Source organism: Actinophytocola glycyrrhizae (genome assembly GCF_042653545.1).
GTDB lineage: Bacteria > Actinomycetota > Actinomycetes > Mycobacteriales > Pseudonocardiaceae > Actinophytocola > Actinophytocola glycyrrhizae.
Genome location: NZ_JBHSIS010000006.1, coordinates 1,046,447 through 1,066,184 on the forward strand (window position 1 = coordinate 1,046,447; position 19,738 = coordinate 1,066,184).

Sequence of the window (19,738 nt, forward strand, 5' to 3'; positions counted from 1 at the left end):
GGTGTACAACACCAAATCCCTCCCACATGGCACATCGACCGGCTAGTCCGGGCCGTTACCTTACGGTGGGCATTCGGTGGCTTTTTCACTCGAATGGCAGACAAAATAAGGGACCCGAGCCACCCCCCGAACGGTGACCCGGGCCCCTTCCCCCGTGACGACGCAGCAACTCCCCCGAGTGCTACGCGTCCCGCTTGTTGGTCGTGAACAGCGCCACGAGCAGCATCACCAGGGCGAAGCCGGCGAAGTAGGCCAGCGACATCCATGGGCTCAGCGTCGACAGCGACGGCGGCGGGCCCTCGCTGACCGCCCGGTTCGTGACGTCCGGGTCGCCGGTCAGGAACTTGTTGACCACGTAGAACGGCATCCACTTCTGGATGTCGTCGCCGACGTTCGGGATCAGCGCGACCAGGCTCTCCACGAGCAGCACGTAGATCAGCAGCAGTGACACCGCGCCGGCCGAGTGGCGGATCAGTGCGCCGACCGCGACCGCGACGACCGCGGCGAGCGCGTAGACCAGGCCGACACCCGCGGTGGCACGCCACTCGAACGGCGTGTTGATGCCGAGGTCCGCGCCCGACTGGATCAGCTTGGAGATCCCGACCGCGCCGAACGCGGCCAGCTCGCCGATGATCCCGGCGAACACCGCGACGACCGTCGTCTTGGCGAGCAGTGCCGCGGGCCGGTTGGGCACCGCCTGGAACGTGGCCCGGATCGTGCCGAACCGGTACTCGGTGGTGATCGCCAGCGTGGCCATCACCATGATCACCATCAGGCCGAAGTTCATGCCGAACTGGGTCGAGGCGATCGTGGGCAGGTTCTCGGTGTCCACCCCGGCGATCAGCGCGGCGAAACCGATGGTGATCGCCAGCGCGGCCAGCGTGCACCACAGCGGGGACCGCGTGGTGAAGAGCTTGATTCGTTCGACTGCCAGCAGAGTCATCAGGTCACTTCCCCAGCTTCATCAGGTCGGCGGGCTGCGCGGGAGCGGCGTCGCCCAGCGCGGCGTGGTACTCGACGGCGTCACCGGTCAGCTGGATGAAGGCCTCCTCGAGCGAACCGCGCTGCGGGCTCAGCTCGTGCAGGGCGATGTTCTTCGCCGCGGCCAGCTCGCCGATCTTGGCGATGTCCATCCCGGAGACGACCAGGCTCTCGCCGTCGTCGCGGATGCTCGCCCCCAGCTCACCGAGCGCGGAACGCAGCACCGGGAGCTGCGGGCTGCGCACCAGCACGGTGCTCTCCGTCGCCTGCGCGACGAACTCCTCGGTGCTGCACTGCGCGATCAGCTTCCCCCTGCCGATCACGATCAGTTCCTGCGCGGTCAGCGCCATCTCCGAGAGCAGGTGGCTGGACACGAACACGGTCCTGCCCTCGTCGGCCAGCCGGTGCATGAACCGGCGGATCCACAGGATGCCCTCCGGGTCGAGACCGTTGACCGGCTCGTCGAACAGCAGCACCTGCGGGTCGCCGAGCAGCGAGGCCGCGATGCCCAGCCGCTGCGACATGCCGAGCGAGAACCCGCCCGCGCGGCGGTTGGCCACATCGGTGAGGCCGACGAGGTCGAGCACCTCGTCGACGCGCTTGGCCGAGAGCCTGTTGGACTTCGCGAGCCAGCGCAGGTGCGCGCGGGCCGACCGGTTCGGGTGCACCCACTTGGCGTCGAGCAGCGCGCCGACGGTGCGCAGCGGGTTGTGCAGCTCCCGGTAGCGCTTGCCGTCGATCCGGACGCTGCCCGCGGACGGCTTGTCCAGCCCCAGGATCATCCGCATCGTCGTGGACTTGCCCGCCCCGTTCGGGCCGAGGAAGCCCGTGACCCGCCCCGACTGGACCGAGAACGACAGGTTGTCGACGGCGAGCGTCTTCCCGTATCGCTTGCTGAGGCCGACTGCCTCAATCATGGTCTCTCCCTGAAAGTTTCGTTTGTCCCCTGGGGCAAATACTGGTCGTACGCGGTGTTCCCGCACGTCCACCTGTGGTCGCCAGTCCGGGTCAGCTTCTGGGAGTAGCCTCCATCAACCCACAGGGTGGCGGAATCGGTTACCACCCTGAGGTGACCCTGATTCGTGATCATCCTGAGGTAGGGGTGACCCCCGGTCACCCCTCGCCGGGACGCACCAGACCCGTCTCGTAGGCGAGCACGACCGCCTGCACCCGGTCCCGGAGGTCCAGTTTGGACAGCACGCGACCGACGTGGGTCTTGACCGTCGCCTCGGAGAGGAACAGCTTCCGCGCGATCTCGGTGTTGGACAGGCCCTGCGCCATCAGCAGCAGCACCTCGCGCTCCCGTTCGGTGAGCACCTCCAGGATCGACGCGTCCCGCAGCTCCCCGCCCGCCGCGCCGAGGAACCGGTCCAGCAGGCGCCGCGTGACACTCGGCGACACGACCGCGTCACCACTGGCGACCGACCGCAGCGCCGCGACCAGCTGCACCGACGGCGTGTCCTTCAACAGGAAACCGCTCGCGCCGTTGCGCAACGCCGACAAGGCGTACTCGTCGAGGTCGAAGGTCGTCATGACGAGTACCTTCGCGAGCCCCCGCTCGGTGATCAGCTTCGTGGCCTCCACGCCGTCGAGCACCGGCATCCGCACGTCCATCAACACGACGTCCGGCCGGTGCTCCTCCGCGAGCCGCACCGCCTCCTCGCCGTTGCCCGCCTCGCCGACGATCTCCATGTCCTCCTGCGCGCCGAGAACCATGCGGAAACCGACACGCATGAGTTCCTGGTCGTCGACCAACAGCACCCGGATCACGTAGCCCACGCTAGCCCGCCTCCCCGGACCTGAAAGTGTTGGTCCTGACCCGGCGCCACCGCGGACCGTCGGAGGCTCCCCCTGAGGTAACCAGGGGCACGCGCTAGCCACTGCCGAACGGCAGGCTCGCCGTCACTTCCCAGCCGCCGCCGGCACGCGGCCCGGCCGCCAGCGTCCCGCCGAACACCAGCGCCCGCTCGCGCATGCCGATCAGCCCGTTGCCACCGGACACCCCGACGAGCGACCGGCTCGACCGCCGCCCGTTGTCCACGATGGACAGATCGACGCGGTCGCCGGTCCGCGCGACCCGCACGGTCGCGGCCGTACCGGGCCCGGCGTGCTTGAGCGAGTTCGTCAGCGCCTCCTGCACGATCCGGTAGATCCCGAGCCCCACCCCCGCGGGCAGGTCGTCCACGTTGCCGACGATGTCGAGCTGCACCGGCAACCCGACCGCGCGCACCCGTGCTGCCAGCTCCGAAAGCGACCGCGTGCCCGGCTGCGGGGTGCGTTCCCCGCCCGCGTCCTCGCTGCGCAGCACGCCGAGGAGCCTGCGCAGCTCGGTCAGCGCGTCCCGGCCGGTGCTGGCGATCGTGTTCACGGCCCGCTCGGCGAGGTCCGGCTGGGACCGCACGGCGTACGCGGCACCATCCGCCTGCACCACCATCACGCTGACCGCGTGCGCGACCACGTCGTGCAGCTCACGCGCGATCCGCGCCCGCTCCTCCGCGACCGCGATCCGCGCCTGCTGGTCCCGTTCGGTCTCCAGCAACCGCAGCCGCTGCTCCAGCTCGGCTTGGTAGGCACGGCGCGCCCCGACGAACTCGCCGAGTGCCCACGAGAACGCGAGCGACAGGTTCACGACGATCAACGTGATGACCCACTGCTCCGGGAACTGCCACGGGGTCTGCACGAGGGTGACGACCTCGTTGACCGCCAGGAACAGCAACGCACTGCGCCTGCCCACGTACGCGACGAGCGTGTACAACGCGATACACGCGGTGAACATGCTCGCGACGCCGATCTCCAGCAACGAGTGCACGACCCCGAGCCCGAGCGTCAGGTAGGCCGCGGTGATCGGGTACTTCCGCCGGAACACGATCGGCAACACCACGGCGACGATCAGCGGCAACGTGATGTACCAGGGCTCGGGCGCCGGCTCCCCCGCAGGTGTCACGGCGGCCCTGGCAACGAAGATCAGCAGGTCGAACGACGCGATGACGGCAGCAAGCAGCGTGTCCCCGACCATGGGGTGCGCCTTCATCCACAGGCTCAGCCGCCGCACCTGCTCAGCGTAGGCAGCCGCCGCCACCCGGGGCGTCAGGCCGAGGTCTGATCACGTCTACTCCGCGCGGCTGACTCCAGTTGTCCACAGCTGGGGTAGTTATCCACAGTTGGGCTTGTGTGTCTTGTTTTGTCGGCGGGGGCCGGTAGACTGGCATGGCGGGACGCCCCCGGGTTCGGGTGGGGGTTGCGTTCCGGCCGTTTCGCGGCTTTTCGCAGGTGAGTGGGTTTTGTCCTCGCCGGACGGGCAGGTCTCGGGGGTGGCGGAGGGTTGTTCGCGGCGGTTGGGTTCGGGTCTGCCTGCCATCCCGTCGACCTCCCTGCGGGCTATCACACCGCGCCAAGGGGGGCCGATTCTTGCCTGTGGTGATTCGGGCTTCTGGCCCCCCTTGACGCGGTGTGATCGGGCGTTGCCAGGTCGACGGGATGGCAGGGAGCCCCTTGGGTTGGGCTTGCGCCACCGTCGGGGGTGCGTCGGGTTGAAGCCCCGCTTCGCGGGGCCGGGCGCGTGGCGCCCTGGCTTTGGTGCTGTGAAAGGCGCGTTGACGGCGTTGGCGATGCCCTGAAAGGCGCTTTCAGGGCACTCAACGCCCTAAAAGGCCCATTCACGGCACTTGTTGTGCCGTCAACGCGCCTTTCACAGCACCAGCCCGCCCTGCGGTGTCCGCCGGTGCCCCGAACGGCGCTTTCGGGGCGCTCAACGTCCCAAAAGCGTCTTTCGGGACGGCGGTGGGTGGCCGTGTTCGTGGTGCGGGCCGTTGAGCTGGGTGCCGGCCCGCGCATGGCCGCCGTCGCAGTGTTGCCGTCTGGTCCGTCGATCGGTAGGACCCGGCCCCGCGTACCGGACCGCCATGGCACGATCACACCTGCACGGACGCACGCTGTTCGAACGGGGGTGACATGACGACGGCTACCGAGCAGCAGCACCTCGCCGGTCCGTTGTCGGCCGCGGTGGCCCACCTGTGCACGCGCCTGCAGCCGCAGGTTTCCGCGCGTACGGCCGCCGGGTTCCGCGAAGTGCTGCGGCGGCTGTCCGCGCCGCTGCAGGTCGCGGTTGCCGGGCGCATCAAGTCCGGCAAGTCCACGCTGGTCAACGCCCTGATCGGGCGGCGGGTCGCGCCCACCGACGTCGGTGAGTGCACCCGGCTGGTCACCCGTTTCCAGTATGGCACCGTCGACCGCGTGGAGATCGTGTTCGACGACGGGCGCAAGCAGGTGCTGCCGTTCTCGGCGGACGGCATGATCCCCAACGACCTCGAGGTCGACTTCGACAAGGTCTCCCACCTCGAGGCGTACCTGACCAACGCCGTGCTGCGTGACCTCACGGTCATCGACACCCCCGGCCTCGGCTCGCTGGACGCCGCGTCGGTCAAGCGCACCGAGCAGCTCCTCGGCGCCGCCAAGCACCGCAAGCCGGAGGACGGTGCGGAAGGTGCCGGGGAGGAAGAGGGCACCGACGACCTCGACGACACCTCCCGCAGCGCCGTCGCGGGCGCGGAGGCCGTCCTGTACGTCGTGACCCAGGGTGTGCGTGCCGACGACCAGCAGGCGCTCGCCGCGTTCACCGCCGCCACCGCGTCGCGCGAGGCGGGCCCGGTCAACGCGATCGCCATCCTCAACAAGGCCGACACGATCGCGCCGGAGTCGGTGGCGGGCTCGGACGGCGACGTGTGGAAGGCCGCCGCGCTGCTCGCCGAGAAGCAGGCCGCCACGCTCAAGCCCCGCGTCGCCGACGTGATCCCGGTGATCGGGCTGCTCGCCGAGTCCGCCGAGTCCGGCGGGTTCACCTCCGCCGACGCCGACGCGCTGCGCGCGCTGTCCAAACTGGACGACGCGACCTGGGAGACGATGCTGATGTCCGCGGACATCTTCGTCACCTGGGAGTGCGAGGTGCCCGCCGCCACCAGGACGCTCCTGCTGGAGAAGCTCGACCTGTACGGCATCCGCACCGCCGTCGACGCGTTGCGTCGCGACCCCGACATGACCGCGGGCACGCTGCGCCGCGTGCTGCTGAACGCGTCCGGGCTCTCCGGTGTGCGCGGCAAGCTCGACGCCGTGTTCCGTGCCCGCGCCGACGGCATCAAGGCGGCCGCCGCGCTCGCCTCGGTCACCGCGCTCGCGCACGCGTCCGGCGATCCCGGTGAGCGGCAACGGGTCCACGACGCCATCGAGGTGCTGCTCGCCAAGCCGGAGGCGCACCAGCTGCGCCTGCTTGAGGCGCTCACGCTCGTCACGTCCGGCGCGGTCGCCATGCCGGAGGACCTCGCCGAGGAGGTGCTGCGGGTGGGCAGCAGCGCCGACATCGGCGAGCAGCTCGGCCTCAGAGGCAGGCCGGTCAAAGAACTTTCCGCCTATGCCCTGGAGCGGGCCGGGTGGTGGCGGTCGTTCGCGTCGTTCGGCGCGACACCGGCGCAGAGCCGCGTCGCACACGTCGTGCACCGCGCGTATTTCCTTATCTGGCAACAGCTTCGCGAACAGGCGGGGTGAGGCACATGGCATCGTGGTTCAAGCGCCGTGAGAACGGCAACGGCACCGAGGTCGAGGAGGCGGAGACCGACCCGACCATCGAGGTGAAGGCACACGTGATCGCCGACGCGGTCCGGGCCGCCGAGCAGCAGCAGCCACCGCGGCAGCAGGTGGGGCCGCAGGCCGGCATCGCGGCCGACGGGCTGGTTTCCGGCGGCGACTTCACCGAGCAGGAGGAGGCACCGTCCAGCGCGGAGGCCGTCGCGCTGGACCAGGCGCTCGCCGAGCGCAGGTCGCTGGTGGCGCTGTGCCTCTACGCGCTCGACCGGGCCCGCAGCGCGGGCGTGGTGGAGCGGCTGGAGGAAGGGCTCGCCGGGGTCGGCGTCGACGCGATCCGCCCCGACGGCGTCCGGTTCGACCCGGCGTACCACGAGGCGGGCGGCACGGTCGCCACCGAGGACGAGGCACTCGACGGCGTGGTCGCCGAGACCGAGGTGGTGGGATTCTCCGACCGCGGCGAGGTGCTGCGCGTGCCGATCGTGACGGTCTACAGCAAGGGCGCGTCGTGACCGCACCCGCGCAACAGAAACCCTCGCTGCCACAGCAGGTCAAGGCGACCCGCGAGAAGCTGCTGGCGCTGCTCAAGGACGTCAACCCCGACTCGGCGCGCTGGGTCGAGGAGATCAGGGGCAAGCGCAGGAGCCAGCCGTCCGCGGTGGTGGTCGGCGAGACCAACCGCGGCAAGAGCTCGCTCGTCAACGCGCTCGTCGGCCAGCCGGGGCTCTCGCCGGTGGACGCCGAGGTGGCCACCGCGACCTACCTGGTGTTCGGGCACGCGGAGGAGTGGCAGGCCCGTGCCTGCTACCCGGGGCAGGTCGCGCCGGTGCCGATCGAGCTGCCGGAGCTGGTCAACTGGGTGTCGGCCGCGCACGAGCTGCCCGGCGGTCACCTGCCGCCCCGCTACGTGGAGATCGACGGCCCCGCCGAGCTGCTGGGCAAGCTGTCCATCGTGGACACCCCAGGTGTCGGTGGCCTCGACTCGATGCACGGCGAGCTGGCCAAGGAGGCCGCCGCCTCCGCGACCGCGCTGCTGTTCGTCGTCGACGCGTCCGCGCCGTTCACCGTCGGCGAGCTGAACTTCCTCGCGAACGTCGGCGAGAGCGTCGAGACCGTCGTGTTCGCGTTGTCCAAAGTGGATGCCTACCGCGGCTGGCGGCAGGTGCTCGAGGAGGACCAGGCGCTGCTCGCCGAGCACGCGCCCCGGTTCGCGGGCGCGAAGTTCCACCCGGTGTCCGCCCGGATGTACGACATGGCGGGGAAGGCGCCCAGCGCGGAGGCCGCGGCGATGCTGCGTGAGCGGTCCGGGGTGGACGAGCTGCGGGACTCGCTCGTGAACCTCATCGGCGGCCGGTCGGCGATGCTCGGCGAGGCCAACACCATGCGGTCCCTGTCGACCGCGCTGTCCGAGCTGCGGGTCCGGCTCGAGTCCGAGAAGCGGGCGCTGTCCACCGGTGAGGACGAGGCCGAGACGCTGCGGGCCCGCAAGGACGAGCTGACCTCGGAGCGCAGGTCGTCCACCAAGGGCTGGCAGGTGCGCATGCGCTCGGAGATCCAGCGCACCCGCGTGGAGAACAACCACGAAGTGCAACGGCAGATGCGCGATGTGCAGTCGTGGTTCCGGCAGGCCATCGACGCCGCGGACAAGGAGAAGCTGCGTGAGCTGCCCCAGCAGGTGGACGCCGCGCTGCAGATGGTGTCCGGCCGGATCAGCCAGGCCATCGCCTTCCGCCTGAACCAGGTCGCGGAGACCGTGCTCGGCGAGCTGTTCACGCAGGACGAGCTGGCGGTGATCCGCGCGCAGTTCGCCCGGGCCGGGCAGCCGATCGTCGTGCGGCCAACCGAGAAGCGCCCGCCCACCACCGAGGACAAGCTGCTGGTCTTCATGGGCGCCACCGGCGGGCTCAGCGCGGGCAAGATGGCGCTGCTGCCGCTCGCCGGGGTGGTCGCGGCGCCGATCCTGCTCGTGCCGACGATCGCCATCGCACTCGGCGCGGGCTGGTGGCTCTCGTCGACCCGCAAGCACTCCGCCGACAAGCAGCACATGAAGCAGTGGCTGACCGAGGCCATCGCGGACGCCCGTTCCACTGTGGACCAGCTGCTGGCCGAGCAGCTGATCGAGGCGGAGCAGCAGCTGTCCCTCTCCCTCGACGAGGCACTCGGAAAACGCATCGCGGGTATCGAAGAAGAGCTCCGTGAGGTAGACAAGGCACTGCGCCTGGACACCGCGGAACGGACGAAGCGCCTCAACGCGGTCAACAAACGCCTGGCCGACATCACAGCCGGCCGGGAACGGGCGGAGAAGCTCCTCGCGAGCATCCGCTCGGTCCGGGACCGTACGTGACCCTCGCGAATTGTCGAGGGAACCGACCGGACCCACCGTCAGTCATACATGCAACAACGCAGAAGCACTGTTAAGGGGGCACCCCGTGTACGTGGACGACGACACCGCCGCTGACACGACCGACACCACCGAGGACTCGACCGGCTACACCGAGGACTCGGCCGACACGACGGGTCAGGACGACCTGACCGTCGAGATCGACGGCGAGGAGTACCACGCCGAGGAGAACGTCGACCTCGACGCCGACGGCCAGAACGACACCGCCGTCGTCGAGACCGAGGACGGCTACCTCGCGTTCGCGGACACCGACGGGGACGGGACGGCGGACGTCGCCGTCGAGTACGACTCGGAGGGCAACCCGATCGCGGGCGCCGAGTACGACGAGACGACGGGCGAGTGGACCGAGGAGGACGTCGAGAACCTCCCGACGCCGACCGGTGACGGCGCCGACGATGCCGATGGGTCCGGCACCGGCGGCACCGACACCACGGACACCGACGACACGACCGGCACCTCCGGCTCCGGCGGCGAGAGCATCACCGTCGACATGCCGGGCGAGGACGTGGACGCGGGTCCGGCCACGTACGACACCGATGGCGACGGCACCAACGACACCGCGGTCGTGACGGACGCGGACGGCACCACCTACGCCTTCACCGACACCGACGCCGACGGCGAAGCCGACCAGGCCGTGATCATCGAGTCCGACGGCGACGTGACCGTCGCCGAGCACACCGGTGAAGACGAGTGGACCACCACCGAGGAGGGCCGCATCGACTCCTCCGGCGAGTACGTGCCCGACAGCGGCTCGTCCTCGTCCTCGGCGTCCTCGGACGCCGTCTGGGCCGACCGGTGACCTGAACCACTCCTTCACCTGACAGCCACCCAGCCGATCCCGGCAGGCGTTCTGCCTGCCGGGATCGGCTTTTGTGCGTTAGACCACTCGTACATCTGTGTACTGAATCGATATCCGAATCGGTCTTGTGGCCGACCCGACACGTCAGTCCTCGTTTGAGCTGTCTGCCTGTGGTTAACCTCGGTGTATCCCCAAGCGAAGTCCTGTTCGGCGGCGCCGGACGGGGGTATCGCCGTTCACTCAGGACGCCGGAGTCCGGACCGACGGACCGCGGCGTCCTGCGTCATTCGGTGTCCAGTCAGGAGATGAAGCGAGATGACGGCAGTGGCAATCCCAGGTGTGGACGACGCACCGACTACGCACGGACGGCTTCTTTCCTGGGTGCGGGAGGTCGCCGAGCTGACCACCCCGGACCGCGTGGTCTGGGTGGACGGCTCGGACGAGGAGTGGACCCGCCTGACCGACGAACTCGTCGAGGCCGGCACCTTCACCCGTCTCACGAAGAAGCCGAACTCGTTCTGGGCTGCCTCCGACCCCGACGACGTGGCGCGTGTCGAGCAGCGCACGTTCATCTGCTCCGTGCACCCCGACGACGCGGGCCCGACGAACAACTGGATGGACCCGGCCGAGATGAAGGCCACCATGACCGAGCTCTACCGGGGCTCGATGCGTGGCCGCACCATGTATGTCATCCCGTTCTGCATGGGCCCGCTCACCGCCGAGAAGCCGATGCTCGGGCTGCAGCTCACCGACTCCCCCTACGTCGTGGTGTCGATGCGGATCATGACGCGCATGGGGACCCCGGCGCTGGAGCGGTTCATCGCGCCGGATGGCACCGAGCGCGACTTCGTGCCCGCGCTGCACAGCGTCGGCGCGCCGCTCGACCCCGGCCAGGAGGACGTGCCGTGGCCGTGCAACGAGGAGAAGTACATCTCGCAGTTCCCGGAGACGCGCGAGATCTGGAGCTACGGCTCGGGTTACGGCGGCAACGCGCTGCTGGGCAAGAAGTGCTACTCGCTGCGGATCGCGTCGGTGCAGGGCCGCGACGAGGGCTGGCTCGCCGAGCACATGCTGATCCTCAAGCTGATCTCGCCGGAGAAGAAGGTCTACTACGTCGCGGCCGCGTTCCCGAGCGCGTGCGGCAAGACGAACCTCGCGATGCTGGCGCCGACCATCCCCGGCTGGAAGGTCGAGACGCTCGGCGACGACATCGCGTGGATGCGGTTCGGTGACGACGGCCGCCTGTACGCGGTGAACCCGGAGGCTGGTTTCTTCGGCGTCGCGCCCGGCACGGACTACCACACGAACCCGAACGCGATGCGCACGATCGAGAAGGGCAACTCGATCTTCACGAACGTCGCGCTGACCGACGACGGCGACATCTGGTGGGAGGGCATGGGCGAGCCGCCCGCGCACCTCACCTCGTGGAAGAAGCAGGACTGGACCCCGGACTCCGACGAGCTGTCCTCGCACCCGAACTCGCGGTACTGCACACCGATGTCGCAGTGCCCGATCCTCGCGCCGGAGTGGGACGACCCGAAGGGCGTGCCGATCTCGGCGATCTTCTTCGGTGGCCGCCGCGCCGACACGATCCCGCTGGTGACCGAGTCCCGCGACTGGCAGCACGGCACGTTCATGGGCGCCACGCTGTCGTCGGAGACCACCGCCGCGGCGAAGGGCAAGGTCGGCGTCGTGCGCCGCGACCCGATGGCGATGCTGCCGTTCATCGGCTACCACGCCGGTGACTACTTCCAGCACTGGATCGACACCGGCAAGCGCGCCGACGCGGACAAGCTGCCGAAGATCTTCTACGTCAACTGGTTCCGCCGCGGCGAGGACAAGAGGTTCCTGTGGCCGGGCTTCGGCGAGAACTCGCGCGTGCTGAAGTGGGCCGTCGAGCGCCTCGAGGGCAAGGCCGCCGCGGTGGAGACACCGATCGGCTACGTGCCGACCGCCGACGACCTCGACCTGTCGGGGCTGGACGCCGACAAGGACGACATCGAGGCGGCGCTCGCGTTCGACGCCGACGAGTGGCGCGGCGAGATCCCGCTGATCGAGGAGTGGTTCGCCAAGATCGGTGACAAGGTGCCCACGCTGCTGCGTGCCGAGCTGGACGCGCTGAAGACGCGCCTGGCCTGAGTGGTCAGGGGAAACGGGGACCGCCTGCTGGTGGTCCCCGTTTCGTGTGCGGGCACCGCCACCCGGGACCAGTGGCAGAACATCACTGGATCGAGTGTCGTGTCCCAGGTTTGTCCACAACCTGTGGATAACCCTGTGCACAGCCTGTTGAGTCAATTCCGAAGTTGTGACCAGCGGGGACGTGCGCGACATCGCGAAGAACACGTCGGCTTAACGCTGTGGACACCCAGTTTGTCCACAGAAGCGGGCCTCACCGACTGTTACCAGAATGGTCCCCGAACGGGCTACGGCACCGGTCGAGCTGCCGGATGAGAAACCTCCGCGTGGGTGCCGAACACGGCCCTGGTCAGCGCTTCGGCGAGCAGCAGCAGGTCCCCCCAACCCTCCACATGCGCGGGGTCGACCCACAATCGACACATGGCCGAGAACATCAGCCGGTTCCCCGTCGTGGAACCGCATGACCTGCCCGAGGACCTGCGCGACCGCGTGAACGCGATCGCCGACAGGTCCGGCTTCGTCCCCAACGTCTTCACGGCACTCGGCCACCGGCCGCGCGAGCTGCGTGCGTTCCTCGACTACCACGACGCCGTGATGGAACGCGAGGACAGCACGCTCTCGAAGGCCGAACGCGAGCTGGTCGTCGTCGCCACCTCCGGCGCCAACAGCTGCACGTACTGCGTCGTCGCCCACGGCGCGATCCTGCGCATCCGCGCCAAGGACCCCACGATCGCCGACCGCGTCGCCACCAACCCGTGGACCGTCGAGCTGGACCACCGGCAGCGCGCCATCGTCGACCTCGCGCTGGCGCTGGCGGTGGAGCCGAACACCTTCGGCGAACAGGACATCGACGACGCCCGCGACGCAGGCCTGTCCGGCGACGAGATCTGGGACGTCGGCGCGATCACCGCGCTGTTCGCCCTGTCGAACCGGATCGCCCACCTGTCCGCCCTGCGCCCGAACGACGAGTTCTACCTGATGGGCCGCATTCCTAGAGGGTGAGCCGCCACGTCTGCCCGGTCAGCTCGTGCCCGAAGCGGCGCCGGGTGTCCTCCTCGACGAGCGTGAACCCGGCCCGCTGGTAGATCCGGCGGGCCGGGGCGAGCAGCGACACCGTCCACAGCTCCATCTGCCGGTACCCGGCGGCCCGCGCGAACCGGACGCACTCCTCGACCAGCACCGACCCGACCCCGGCGCCCCGCGCGTCCGGCTCGACGTGCAGCAGCCGCAGCCGCGCGGTGCCGGTGTTCCGGTCGTCCCGCACGCAGAAGATCGCGCCGGCCCGTTCGCCGTTGTGCTCCGCGATCCACGCCCGCTCCCGGTCCGGGTCGTGGCCGCCCAGGTAGTCGGCCACGATCTGCGCGACCAGCGCCTCGTACGAGGAGTCGAACCCGTGCTCGGCGGCGTACAGCGCGCCGTTGCGTTCGATCACCCAGCCGAGGTCGCCGGGCGCCGGGGCGCGCAGTGCCACGTCCGGTCGTGAGGTCGGCCGGTCGACCCGGTTGCGGATCATCTCCATGGCTTCGAGCAGCCGGACCTGCTCCTCATCGGTCAGGTCGGCCAGCAGGTCGCGGATCTGCCCGGCCGATTTGGCGTCGAGTGCCAGGAACGCGTCGCGGCCTCTGTCGGTCAGCCGGACGACCTGCCGCCGCGCGTCGGCGCCGGAGCGGTCCCGCCGGACCAGCCCGTTGTCCTCGAACCGGCCGAGCAGGCGGCTCAGGTACCCGGCGTCGAGCCCGGTGACCCGGCGCAGGGCGGGGACCTCGGTCTTGTCCCGCTGGCCCAGCTCGAACAACACCCTTGCCTCAGTCAAAGAATATGGAGTGCTGAGCAGGTGTTCGTCTAGTGCGCCGAGAAACTTCGTGTAGCTGCGGTTGAACGCACGTACAGCGGCAATGCGCTCCGGCGAGACGATGGCGGCCATGGCGAGTCTCGTTTCCCGTGAAACAATTCATTGACTAGATCAAAGAATATGCCAGGGCGGCCGCGCCGTACAGTCCCGCTGCCCCGCCGAGCTTCGCCGGTTCCACCCGCAGGTCACGCAGGTAGGACAGCCGGGCGTGCGTGGCGAGCGTCGCCCGCACCGGCTCGAACAGCAGGTCACCCACCTGCGCCACACCACCGCCGATCACCACGAGGTCCAGGTCGCACATCGCCGCGGCGGCCGTGATCGCCAGCCCGACCGCCTGCCCGCCCCGCCGGAACGCCTCCGCCGCCACCGGATCACCGGCGCGCGCCGCCGCCGCGAGCGCACCGGCGTCCGGCCCGGTGAAGCCCCGCGACCGCGCCCACCGCACCAGGTGCGTCCCGCTCGCCACGGTCTCCACACAGCCGCGCCCGCCACACGTGCACGGTTCGCCGTCCGGCTCCACCACCACGTGCCCGACGTGCCCGGCGTTGCCACTGCGCCCGCGCAGCGGCCGCCCGTCCAGCACGAGACCGCCGCCGACGCCGGTCGACACGACCATCCCGAGCATCGCCGACGACCCCTGTCCGGCACCGGCCCAGTGCTCGCCGAGCGCCATGCACAGCCCGTCGCCCGCCAGCGCGACCGGCGCGCCGGTCAGCTCCCGCACCCGCGCGACCAGCGGAAAGTCCCGCCAGGACGGGATGTTGATCGGCGCGACCGTGCCCGCGACCGTGTCGAGAGGCCCCGCGCACGCGATCCCGACCCCCGCCACCGGCCCCGGCGCCAGATCGGCGACCACCGCCGTGAGCGCCGCGAACGGGTCGGTGCCGGTCGGTCTGGTCGCGTGCCGCAGCAGCGTGCCGTCCGTGCCGACAAGTCCCCCGGCGATCTTCGTGCCGCCGATGTCGAGTGCCAGCACGGTCAGTGCCGGTGGGTGTTGTCGGGCTGACCGGGGTCGCCGGGGTGCTCGAACCCCGGCGCGAGGCGCACGTCCGCCGCCGCGTGCCGGTCGAGCCACGCCGTGAACGCCCGCCGCCGCGCGCAGGCCAGCAGGTGCGCGGTGATCTCCTCCCGCGCCTGCGCGAGCGGCCGCACCCGCGCGGGCCGCACCTGTTCGACCACCACGGTGTGCGTGCCGAGCGGATCCCGCACCGGCCCGGCCCGCTCGCCGGCCGCACCGAACACCGCGTCCTCGACGGGCCCGGTCAGCTGCCCGCGCCGCAGCACCCGCCGCCGCGGCGGCCCGTCGTCGATCGTGTGGGTCACGACCCGCTCCTCCGGCACCCGGAACCGCTCGGGGTTCCGCTCGTGAAACTCCGCCACCGCGTCCGGCGTGACGGTGACATGCTCGGTCACCGCCACGAACACCGTGCGGGCCAGCGCACTCCGCGTCAGCAGGTCCGCGGCGACACTGCCGAGCCCGAGCATCGCGGCCCGGTCCGGCGCGAGGTCGAACAGGCCGGGCGCGCCGGCCGCGTCGAGCCCGCGGGCCGCCGCCTCGACCGCGACGAGCCGCTCCGCCACCAGCACCTGCACGAGCCAGCGCCGCAGCTGCCTTCCTTCGCCGGTCCGCTCCCTCGGTAGCGTCGGCCCGACGGGACCCGACCGCAGCGCGGCCTCCAGCGTGTCCACCTCGGACACGTCGACCGGGTCGCCGGACACCCAGGCGACGGCGCTCACGCGGTCACCTCCAGCGGCACCGACGGCGAGTACAGCAACCGGCCGGCCCCGGCCACCCGGACCAGCGCCCACCAGCTGCCCGGCGCGGCCCACGGCGGCACGACCACGTCGAACGACAGCTCCGCCTCGCCGTGGGCGGGCACTTCGGCGCCCACGAGCCGGGGCCCGGCGAACTCCCAGGTCCCCCACGGGCTCACGAGCGCCGCCTCGAGCGTGACCGGCGCGTTCGCCGTCGACGCCACCCGCACGGCCAGCCGCCCGCGTTCGCCGCGCGCCAGCCGCAGCGGTTCTGGGTCGGCCGACAGCCGGATGAGCTTCTCCTGGTCGAGCGCCGGGCCGACGGCCACGATCACGACGTCCTCCACGACCTGCCGCCAGCTCGTCGGCAGCGCGTCCCCCGTCGGCTCGACCCGCACCCGCACCGGGTAGCGGCCCGGCTCGGCGTGGGCGGGCGGGGTCACGACGACGTCCTCGGCCAGATGTCCGCCCGGCGGCAGGCCGAACGGCAGTACCTCCGGCTCGGCGGTCCACCCGTCGGGCAGCGCGAGCCGCACGTATCCGTGCAGGTCGGCGTCGGTGGCGTCGGACGCGACGGTCACCGTCAGCGGTTGCCCGGCCTCGGCCCTGGCCGGGTTGACGTGCACCGCGAGCGGCAGCCCGCCCAGCGGCGCGGGCCCCCGGTTGTGCAGCCAGTACTTGGCGTACAGCGGCTGCACGGGCTCTGACTCCGGCCCGAGCGCGCCGCCGTCCACAGTGGACCATCCGGTGGTCGGCCTTGCGAGCACGGTGACCGCGTCGCACCCCGCCACCCCGACCGGCCCTGAGATCGGGGAACCGGGCTCCTCCAGCAGGTTCGCCGATGTGAGGTCGGACAACGAGACCACGTCGGAGGCGAGCGTCGCGGCCGACGGCGCACCCGTGTGCGCGACGATCCGCACCGCGAGGCACTCGCGCGGATCGGCCCGCGCGGCGGAACCGCGGGTCAACGGGTTGCCCGCGGCCTTCACCGCGGCCAGCCGCACCCGGTCGGCGGGCTCGGCACGCAGCAGCGAACCCCGCGCGGGCAGCCCGCGCGGGCCACCGTCCGCCGTGACCACCGCGTGCAGCGGGCGGCTGAACTCCGCGCTGTTCTCGGCGATCCCGGCACCGCGCCAGTCCCCGTCCCCGGCCGCGAGCGCGTACCGGAACTCGTGGGTCCAGTGCTGCAGCTGGAAGTTCGACCCGTCGGGCGCCGTGCGGCGCGGCGGGTCGATCCACACGCCGGAGGGCCAGCCGGTGCACGAGCGCAGCAGCGACGCGTGCAACGTGCCCGCCGTGTCGACGGCGAACCCGGGCAGCCCGCGGTTGAGCAGTGCCACGGACCGGCCCGCGTACTCGTCCTGCCCCGGCGACCCGGCGCCAACGTCGACCACGTTGTCCGCCAGATCGTCCACAACGGACTGGATGCGGTCGGTCGGCACCACCAGCACGCCGAGGGCCCGCGCGTCCCGCAGGTCCGCGCTCGGCTGCCACACCTCGGGCAGCGCCTTCTCCGGCGGCACCCAGTGGACACCGTCACCGCTGATCCCCGACCGGGCCACCACCTCCGCGGTGAACGCGTTGACCTCCGGTCCGCCGAGCGTGATCCGCACGTCCGGCAGGTTCGAGTCGACACCCAGGTCGCCGTAGCGCGCACCGGCCGCGCTGCTGACCGTGGACGTGACCCCCGACCGCGCGAGCGCGACCGCCAGCTCACGGGCCAGCGGCGCCGCCTCCGCCTCGGTCGGCACGATGATCTCGGCGACGCCGATGGGCCGCAGCGCCCCGTCCGCCAGCTTCAGCGACGCCGCCGCGGACAGGCCGAACCACGTGTGCGCCGGGTTGTCCAGCGTCCACGGGTGCTGCGCCGAGTCGACGTCGACGAGCCCGAAACCCCGGCCCACCACGGCGTTCCCGACCTCGCTGACCGGCAGCGCCCCCGGCACCGCGCACGGCCAGCGCACCCGGAGGAGCTGGTCGGAGCCGGTGAACTCGTCGACCGTCGTGGTGGCTTCGACCCGGTTCACCCCGTGCCACAGCGTGATCGTCTGCGTGTAGCCGACGGTCCCGACCCGGCCTTTCGCCGTGATCCGTTCGCCGACGGGGCTGCGCTCGACGGTCACCCCGGCCGCCGCCGCCGACGACGTGGTCACCGGGCCCTTCGGCAGCAGGTGCCACGGGCCTTCCCCGAACGTCGGGTGGTCGTGGTACTCCTCGTACACGGCCAGTTCGTTGCCGACCGCGCCCGGCGTGAGCAGCTCCCGCCCACCGGGCAGCTCGACGAGGCTGCGCACCCCGCCGCCGCGTGCCGGGTCGACGGTCACCCGGAACCGGTCGCTCGCCGCGGTATCGCCATCGACCGCGGTCCAGCCCTGACCGTCCTGTGTGGACTCGACGAGCCGGAACACCCGCCAGCCCAGCGGCGGCACGTCCGCCGCCAGGAACGTGACCGTGCCGTCCGCCACCAGCGCGGGCAGTTCGACGCCGGTGTCGTCGGTGACCGTCGCGCCCGCCACCGGCGCGGCGAGGCGCACCGTGACGGTGTCGGTCCGCTCGTGGTTGAGCGGGTTCCAGACCACCACGGGCTTTCCGTCCCCGGACGGCAGCTCGACCAGTCCCGACAGGACGGTCAGCGCGCGGTCCCGGACGCCGGTCGCGAGGTCGTGCGCGTCGCGCCAGCTCGTGAGCAGGTCCAGGTACACCTGGTCGGACTCGGAGCCGGTGATGGCGTCGTGGTGCGCGCCGTACGCGAGCTGCACCCACGCCTTCGCGAGCGCCGCGTCCGGGTAGTCCGCACCCGCGAGGATCGTGGCGAACGCGGCGAACGGCTCCGCCTCCAGCACAGCGGCCTCAGCGGCGCGCTGTGCCTGTTTCGTGTCGATGTAGGAGACGTCCTTGCCGGTGTAGATCGGGTTCATGTCCCTGGTCTGCGGCGTCGGCTCCACGCCCCGGCCGGCGAGCTCCGCGCGGACCGCGGCGAAGAAGTCCCTCGGCAGCGAGCACACGAACCTCGGCCACACGTAACGGCGCGCCCAGTGCGTGTGCAGCTCGGTGATCCACTTGTTGGGTGGCGTGTAGTCCCCGCCGACCGGCAGCAGCACGTGCCTGGCGGTGGTGACCTTCTTCAGCTCGAGGAACTCCGCGTAGGCGGCCGCGCTCGCCGCTTCGAGGGTCGTCGCCGAGTCCATCGCCCAGCCCGAGCCGTAGTGGTCGGCCATGTAGGCGGTCAGCAGTCCCTTGCCCGACGGCGAGATCCACTCGAACTCGCTCGGGAACTGCATGCGCGTCGGGTCGCCCTTGCCCGCGGCGGTCCGCTCCATCGGGCCCCACTGGTGGAACGGGCCACGCGCCCACGAACTGGTGGTCAGCCCGGCGTCCGCGGCCAGCCCGGGGAACGCCGGGTCGTGGCCGAACGCGTCGAGCTGCCACGCGGTGTCGGGCCGCCCGCCGAACACGTCGCGCTGGAAACCCATGCCGTGCACGAAGTTCCGCACGGTCGTCTCGGGGTCGGTCAGGTTGGTGTTCGGCTCGTTGTACGCGCCGCCCATGACCTCGACGCGGCCCTGCGCGAGCAGGCGGCGCAGCACCTCGCGGTCGGCGGGAAACGTGTCCCAGTACGGCTTCAGGTAGTCGACCTCGGCGAGCACGAACCGGTAGTCCGGCTCCGCGAGCGCCAGGTCCAGGTGCGCCCGGACCAGGTCGAACCCGGCGAGCTGCCGGGCACCGCGGTGCGAGCCGGGGAAGTCCAGCTCGTCCCACGCGGTCGTGTAGGCGGCCTGCGTGTTCCACCAGACCGGGTCGTAGTGGAAGTGGGAGACCATGTGCATGGTCCAGCCCGGCTCGGCGACGACCAGCTCGAACGCGGTCTCGCCGGTGCCCTCGACCACCACCCGCGCGGGGATTCTCGTGCCGGGCGCGGCGCCGTGGGTGTCGACCCCGACCTCCACCCCCACGTGCCCTTCCGCGCTGACCTCGACCGGCGCCGGCGTCGAGAGCCCCCGGCCCTCGACGTACACCCGCGCGGTCCCGGCCGCCCCCCACGACACCCGGACAACCTGAAGCGGAGCCTCGACCGACCCGACGAACAACTCGGTCGACTCCACGGAGACAACACCCATGCTCGCACTGTGGTGCCTCGATCAACACGACACAACCCGGCCAGGCGATCTTGTCCACCGTGTCCCGCCGGTCGCCACGCTCCTCGCCGCCGTGTGGCCCACGACACGCCGTAGGTCTTTCT

14 protein-coding genes are annotated in these 19,738 nt (G+C 71.1%); 6 read left to right on the forward strand and 8 right to left on the reverse strand.

The features are described from left to right. Nucleotides 1–181: 181 nt before the first annotated feature. The 4 genes from ACFPCV_RS15735 to ACFPCV_RS15750 all read right to left on the reverse strand — a co-directional run bounded on the left by ACFPCV_RS15735 (nucleotide 182) and on the right by ACFPCV_RS15750 (nucleotide 4,012). Nucleotides 182–943: an ABC transporter permease gene (locus tag ACFPCV_RS15735; RefSeq protein WP_378056869.1), complete on the reverse strand. Its 762-nt coding sequence runs from the start codon at nucleotides 941–943 to the stop codon at nucleotides 182–184. A 4-nt stretch (nucleotides 944–947) separates the two neighbouring features. Next, the gene (locus ACFPCV_RS15740; protein ID WP_378056870.1) at nucleotides 948–1,898 is read right to left on the reverse strand and encodes an ABC transporter ATP-binding protein; all 951 of its coding nucleotides are present in this window, start codon (nucleotides 1,896–1,898) and stop codon (nucleotides 948–950) included. A gap of 196 nt (nucleotides 1,899–2,094) precedes the next feature. Beyond that, on the reverse strand, nucleotides 2,095–2,751 hold the full coding sequence (locus ACFPCV_RS15745; protein WP_378056952.1) for a response regulator: 657 nt from the start codon (nucleotides 2,749–2,751) through the stop codon (nucleotides 2,095–2,097). Nucleotides 2,752–2,854: 103 nt separating this feature from the next. Then, nucleotides 2,855–4,012: a sensor histidine kinase gene (locus ACFPCV_RS15750; protein WP_465251562.1), complete on the reverse strand. Its 1,158-nt coding sequence runs from the start codon at nucleotides 4,010–4,012 to the stop codon at nucleotides 2,855–2,857. Nucleotides 4,013–4,932: 920 nt separating this feature from the next. Here ACFPCV_RS15750 and ACFPCV_RS15755 point away from each other — a divergent pair. From ACFPCV_RS15755 to ACFPCV_RS15780, 6 genes are all read left to right on the forward strand, one after another. After that, nucleotides 4,933–6,519 carry a dynamin family protein gene (locus ACFPCV_RS15755; RefSeq protein WP_378056871.1) on the forward strand — a complete coding sequence of 529 codons (1,587 nt, stop codon included), beginning with the start codon at nucleotides 4,933–4,935 and terminating at the stop codon, nucleotides 6,517–6,519. A 5-nt stretch (nucleotides 6,520–6,524) separates the two neighbouring features. Then, on the forward strand, nucleotides 6,525–7,067 hold the full coding sequence (gene grpE, locus ACFPCV_RS15760) for a nucleotide exchange factor GrpE (RefSeq protein ID WP_378056872.1): 543 nt from the start codon (nucleotides 6,525–6,527) through the stop codon (nucleotides 7,065–7,067). Further along, a complete protein-coding gene (locus tag ACFPCV_RS15765; protein ID WP_378056873.1) occupies nucleotides 7,064–8,899 on the forward strand; it encodes a dynamin family protein in 1,836 nt (611 codons plus the stop codon). The genes grpE and ACFPCV_RS15765 overlap by 4 nt, the downstream gene beginning before the upstream one ends. Nucleotides 8,900–8,984: 85 nt before the next feature. Then, nucleotides 8,985–9,755, forward strand: a complete 771-nt coding sequence (locus tag ACFPCV_RS15770) for a DUF6802 family protein (protein ID WP_378056874.1) — start codon at nucleotides 8,985–8,987, stop codon at nucleotides 9,753–9,755. A gap of 315 nt (nucleotides 9,756–10,070) precedes the next feature. Further along, on the forward strand, nucleotides 10,071–11,894 hold the full coding sequence (locus tag ACFPCV_RS15775; protein WP_378056875.1) for a phosphoenolpyruvate carboxykinase (GTP): 1,824 nt from the start codon (nucleotides 10,071–10,073) through the stop codon (nucleotides 11,892–11,894). 417 nt (nucleotides 11,895–12,311) lie between these two features. Beyond that, nucleotides 12,312–12,893 carry a peroxidase-related enzyme gene (locus ACFPCV_RS15780; protein ID WP_378056876.1) on the forward strand — a complete coding sequence of 194 codons (582 nt, stop codon included), beginning with the start codon at nucleotides 12,312–12,314 and terminating at the stop codon, nucleotides 12,891–12,893. Here ACFPCV_RS15780 and ACFPCV_RS15785 read toward each other — a convergent pair. The 4 genes from ACFPCV_RS15785 to ACFPCV_RS15800 are packed head-to-tail and all read right to left on the reverse strand — an operon-like array spanning nucleotide 12,883 to nucleotide 19,616. Further along, nucleotides 12,883–13,815, reverse strand: coding sequence for a bifunctional helix-turn-helix transcriptional regulator/GNAT family N-acetyltransferase (locus ACFPCV_RS15785; RefSeq protein WP_378056877.1), 933 nt, complete (start codon nucleotides 13,813–13,815; stop codon nucleotides 12,883–12,885). The two genes, ACFPCV_RS15780 and ACFPCV_RS15785, sit on opposite strands and share 11 nt — an antisense overlap. Before the next feature lie 34 nt (nucleotides 13,816–13,849). Next, complete coding sequence (locus ACFPCV_RS15790) at nucleotides 13,850–14,719, reverse strand: ROK family protein (RefSeq protein ID WP_378056878.1); 870 nt, start codon at nucleotides 14,717–14,719, stop codon at nucleotides 13,850–13,852. Nucleotides 14,720–14,721: 2 nt separating this feature from the next. Continuing rightward, the gene (locus ACFPCV_RS15795) at nucleotides 14,722–15,480 is read right to left on the reverse strand and encodes a peptidylprolyl isomerase (RefSeq protein ID WP_378056879.1); all 759 of its coding nucleotides are present in this window, start codon (nucleotides 15,478–15,480) and stop codon (nucleotides 14,722–14,724) included. Then, on the reverse strand, nucleotides 15,477–19,616 hold the full coding sequence (locus ACFPCV_RS15800) for a glycoside hydrolase family 38 N-terminal domain-containing protein (protein ID WP_378056880.1): 4,140 nt from the start codon (nucleotides 19,614–19,616) through the stop codon (nucleotides 15,477–15,479). The genes ACFPCV_RS15795 and ACFPCV_RS15800 overlap by 4 nt, the downstream gene beginning before the upstream one ends. Nucleotides 19,617–19,738: the final 122 nt, after the last annotated feature.

What these genes read in the sequence shown, in the direction of transcription:
- ACFPCV_RS15775 (WP_378056875.1), top strand. Translation starts at nt 10,071, where the DNA reads ATGACGGCAGTGGCAATCCCAGGTGTGGACGACGCACCGACTACGCAC.
- ACFPCV_RS15735 (WP_378056869.1), bottom strand. Translation starts at nt 943, where the DNA reads ATGACTCTGCTGGCAGTCGAACGAATCAAGCTCTTCACCACGCGGTCC.
- grpE (WP_378056872.1), top strand. Translation starts at nt 6,525, where the DNA reads ATGGCATCGTGGTTCAAGCGCCGTGAGAACGGCAACGGCACCGAGGTC.
- ACFPCV_RS15780 (WP_378056876.1), top strand. Translation starts at nt 12,312, where the DNA reads ATGGCCGAGAACATCAGCCGGTTCCCCGTCGTGGAACCGCATGACCTG.
- ACFPCV_RS15740 (WP_378056870.1), bottom strand. Translation starts at nt 1,898, where the DNA reads ATGATTGAGGCAGTCGGCCTCAGCAAGCGATACGGGAAGACGCTCGCC.
- ACFPCV_RS15800 (WP_378056880.1), bottom strand. Translation starts at nt 19,616, where the DNA reads ATGGGTGTTGTCTCCGTGGAGTCGACCGAGTTGTTCGTCGGGTCGGTC.
- ACFPCV_RS15785 (WP_378056877.1), bottom strand. Translation starts at nt 13,815, where the DNA reads ATGGCCGCCATCGTCTCGCCGGAGCGCATTGCCGCTGTACGTGCGTTC.
- ACFPCV_RS15750 (WP_465251562.1), bottom strand. Translation starts at nt 4,012, where the DNA reads ATGAAGGCGCACCCCATGGTCGGGGACACGCTGCTTGCTGCCGTCATC.
- ACFPCV_RS15755 (WP_378056871.1), top strand. Translation starts at nt 4,933, where the DNA reads ATGACGACGGCTACCGAGCAGCAGCACCTCGCCGGTCCGTTGTCGGCC.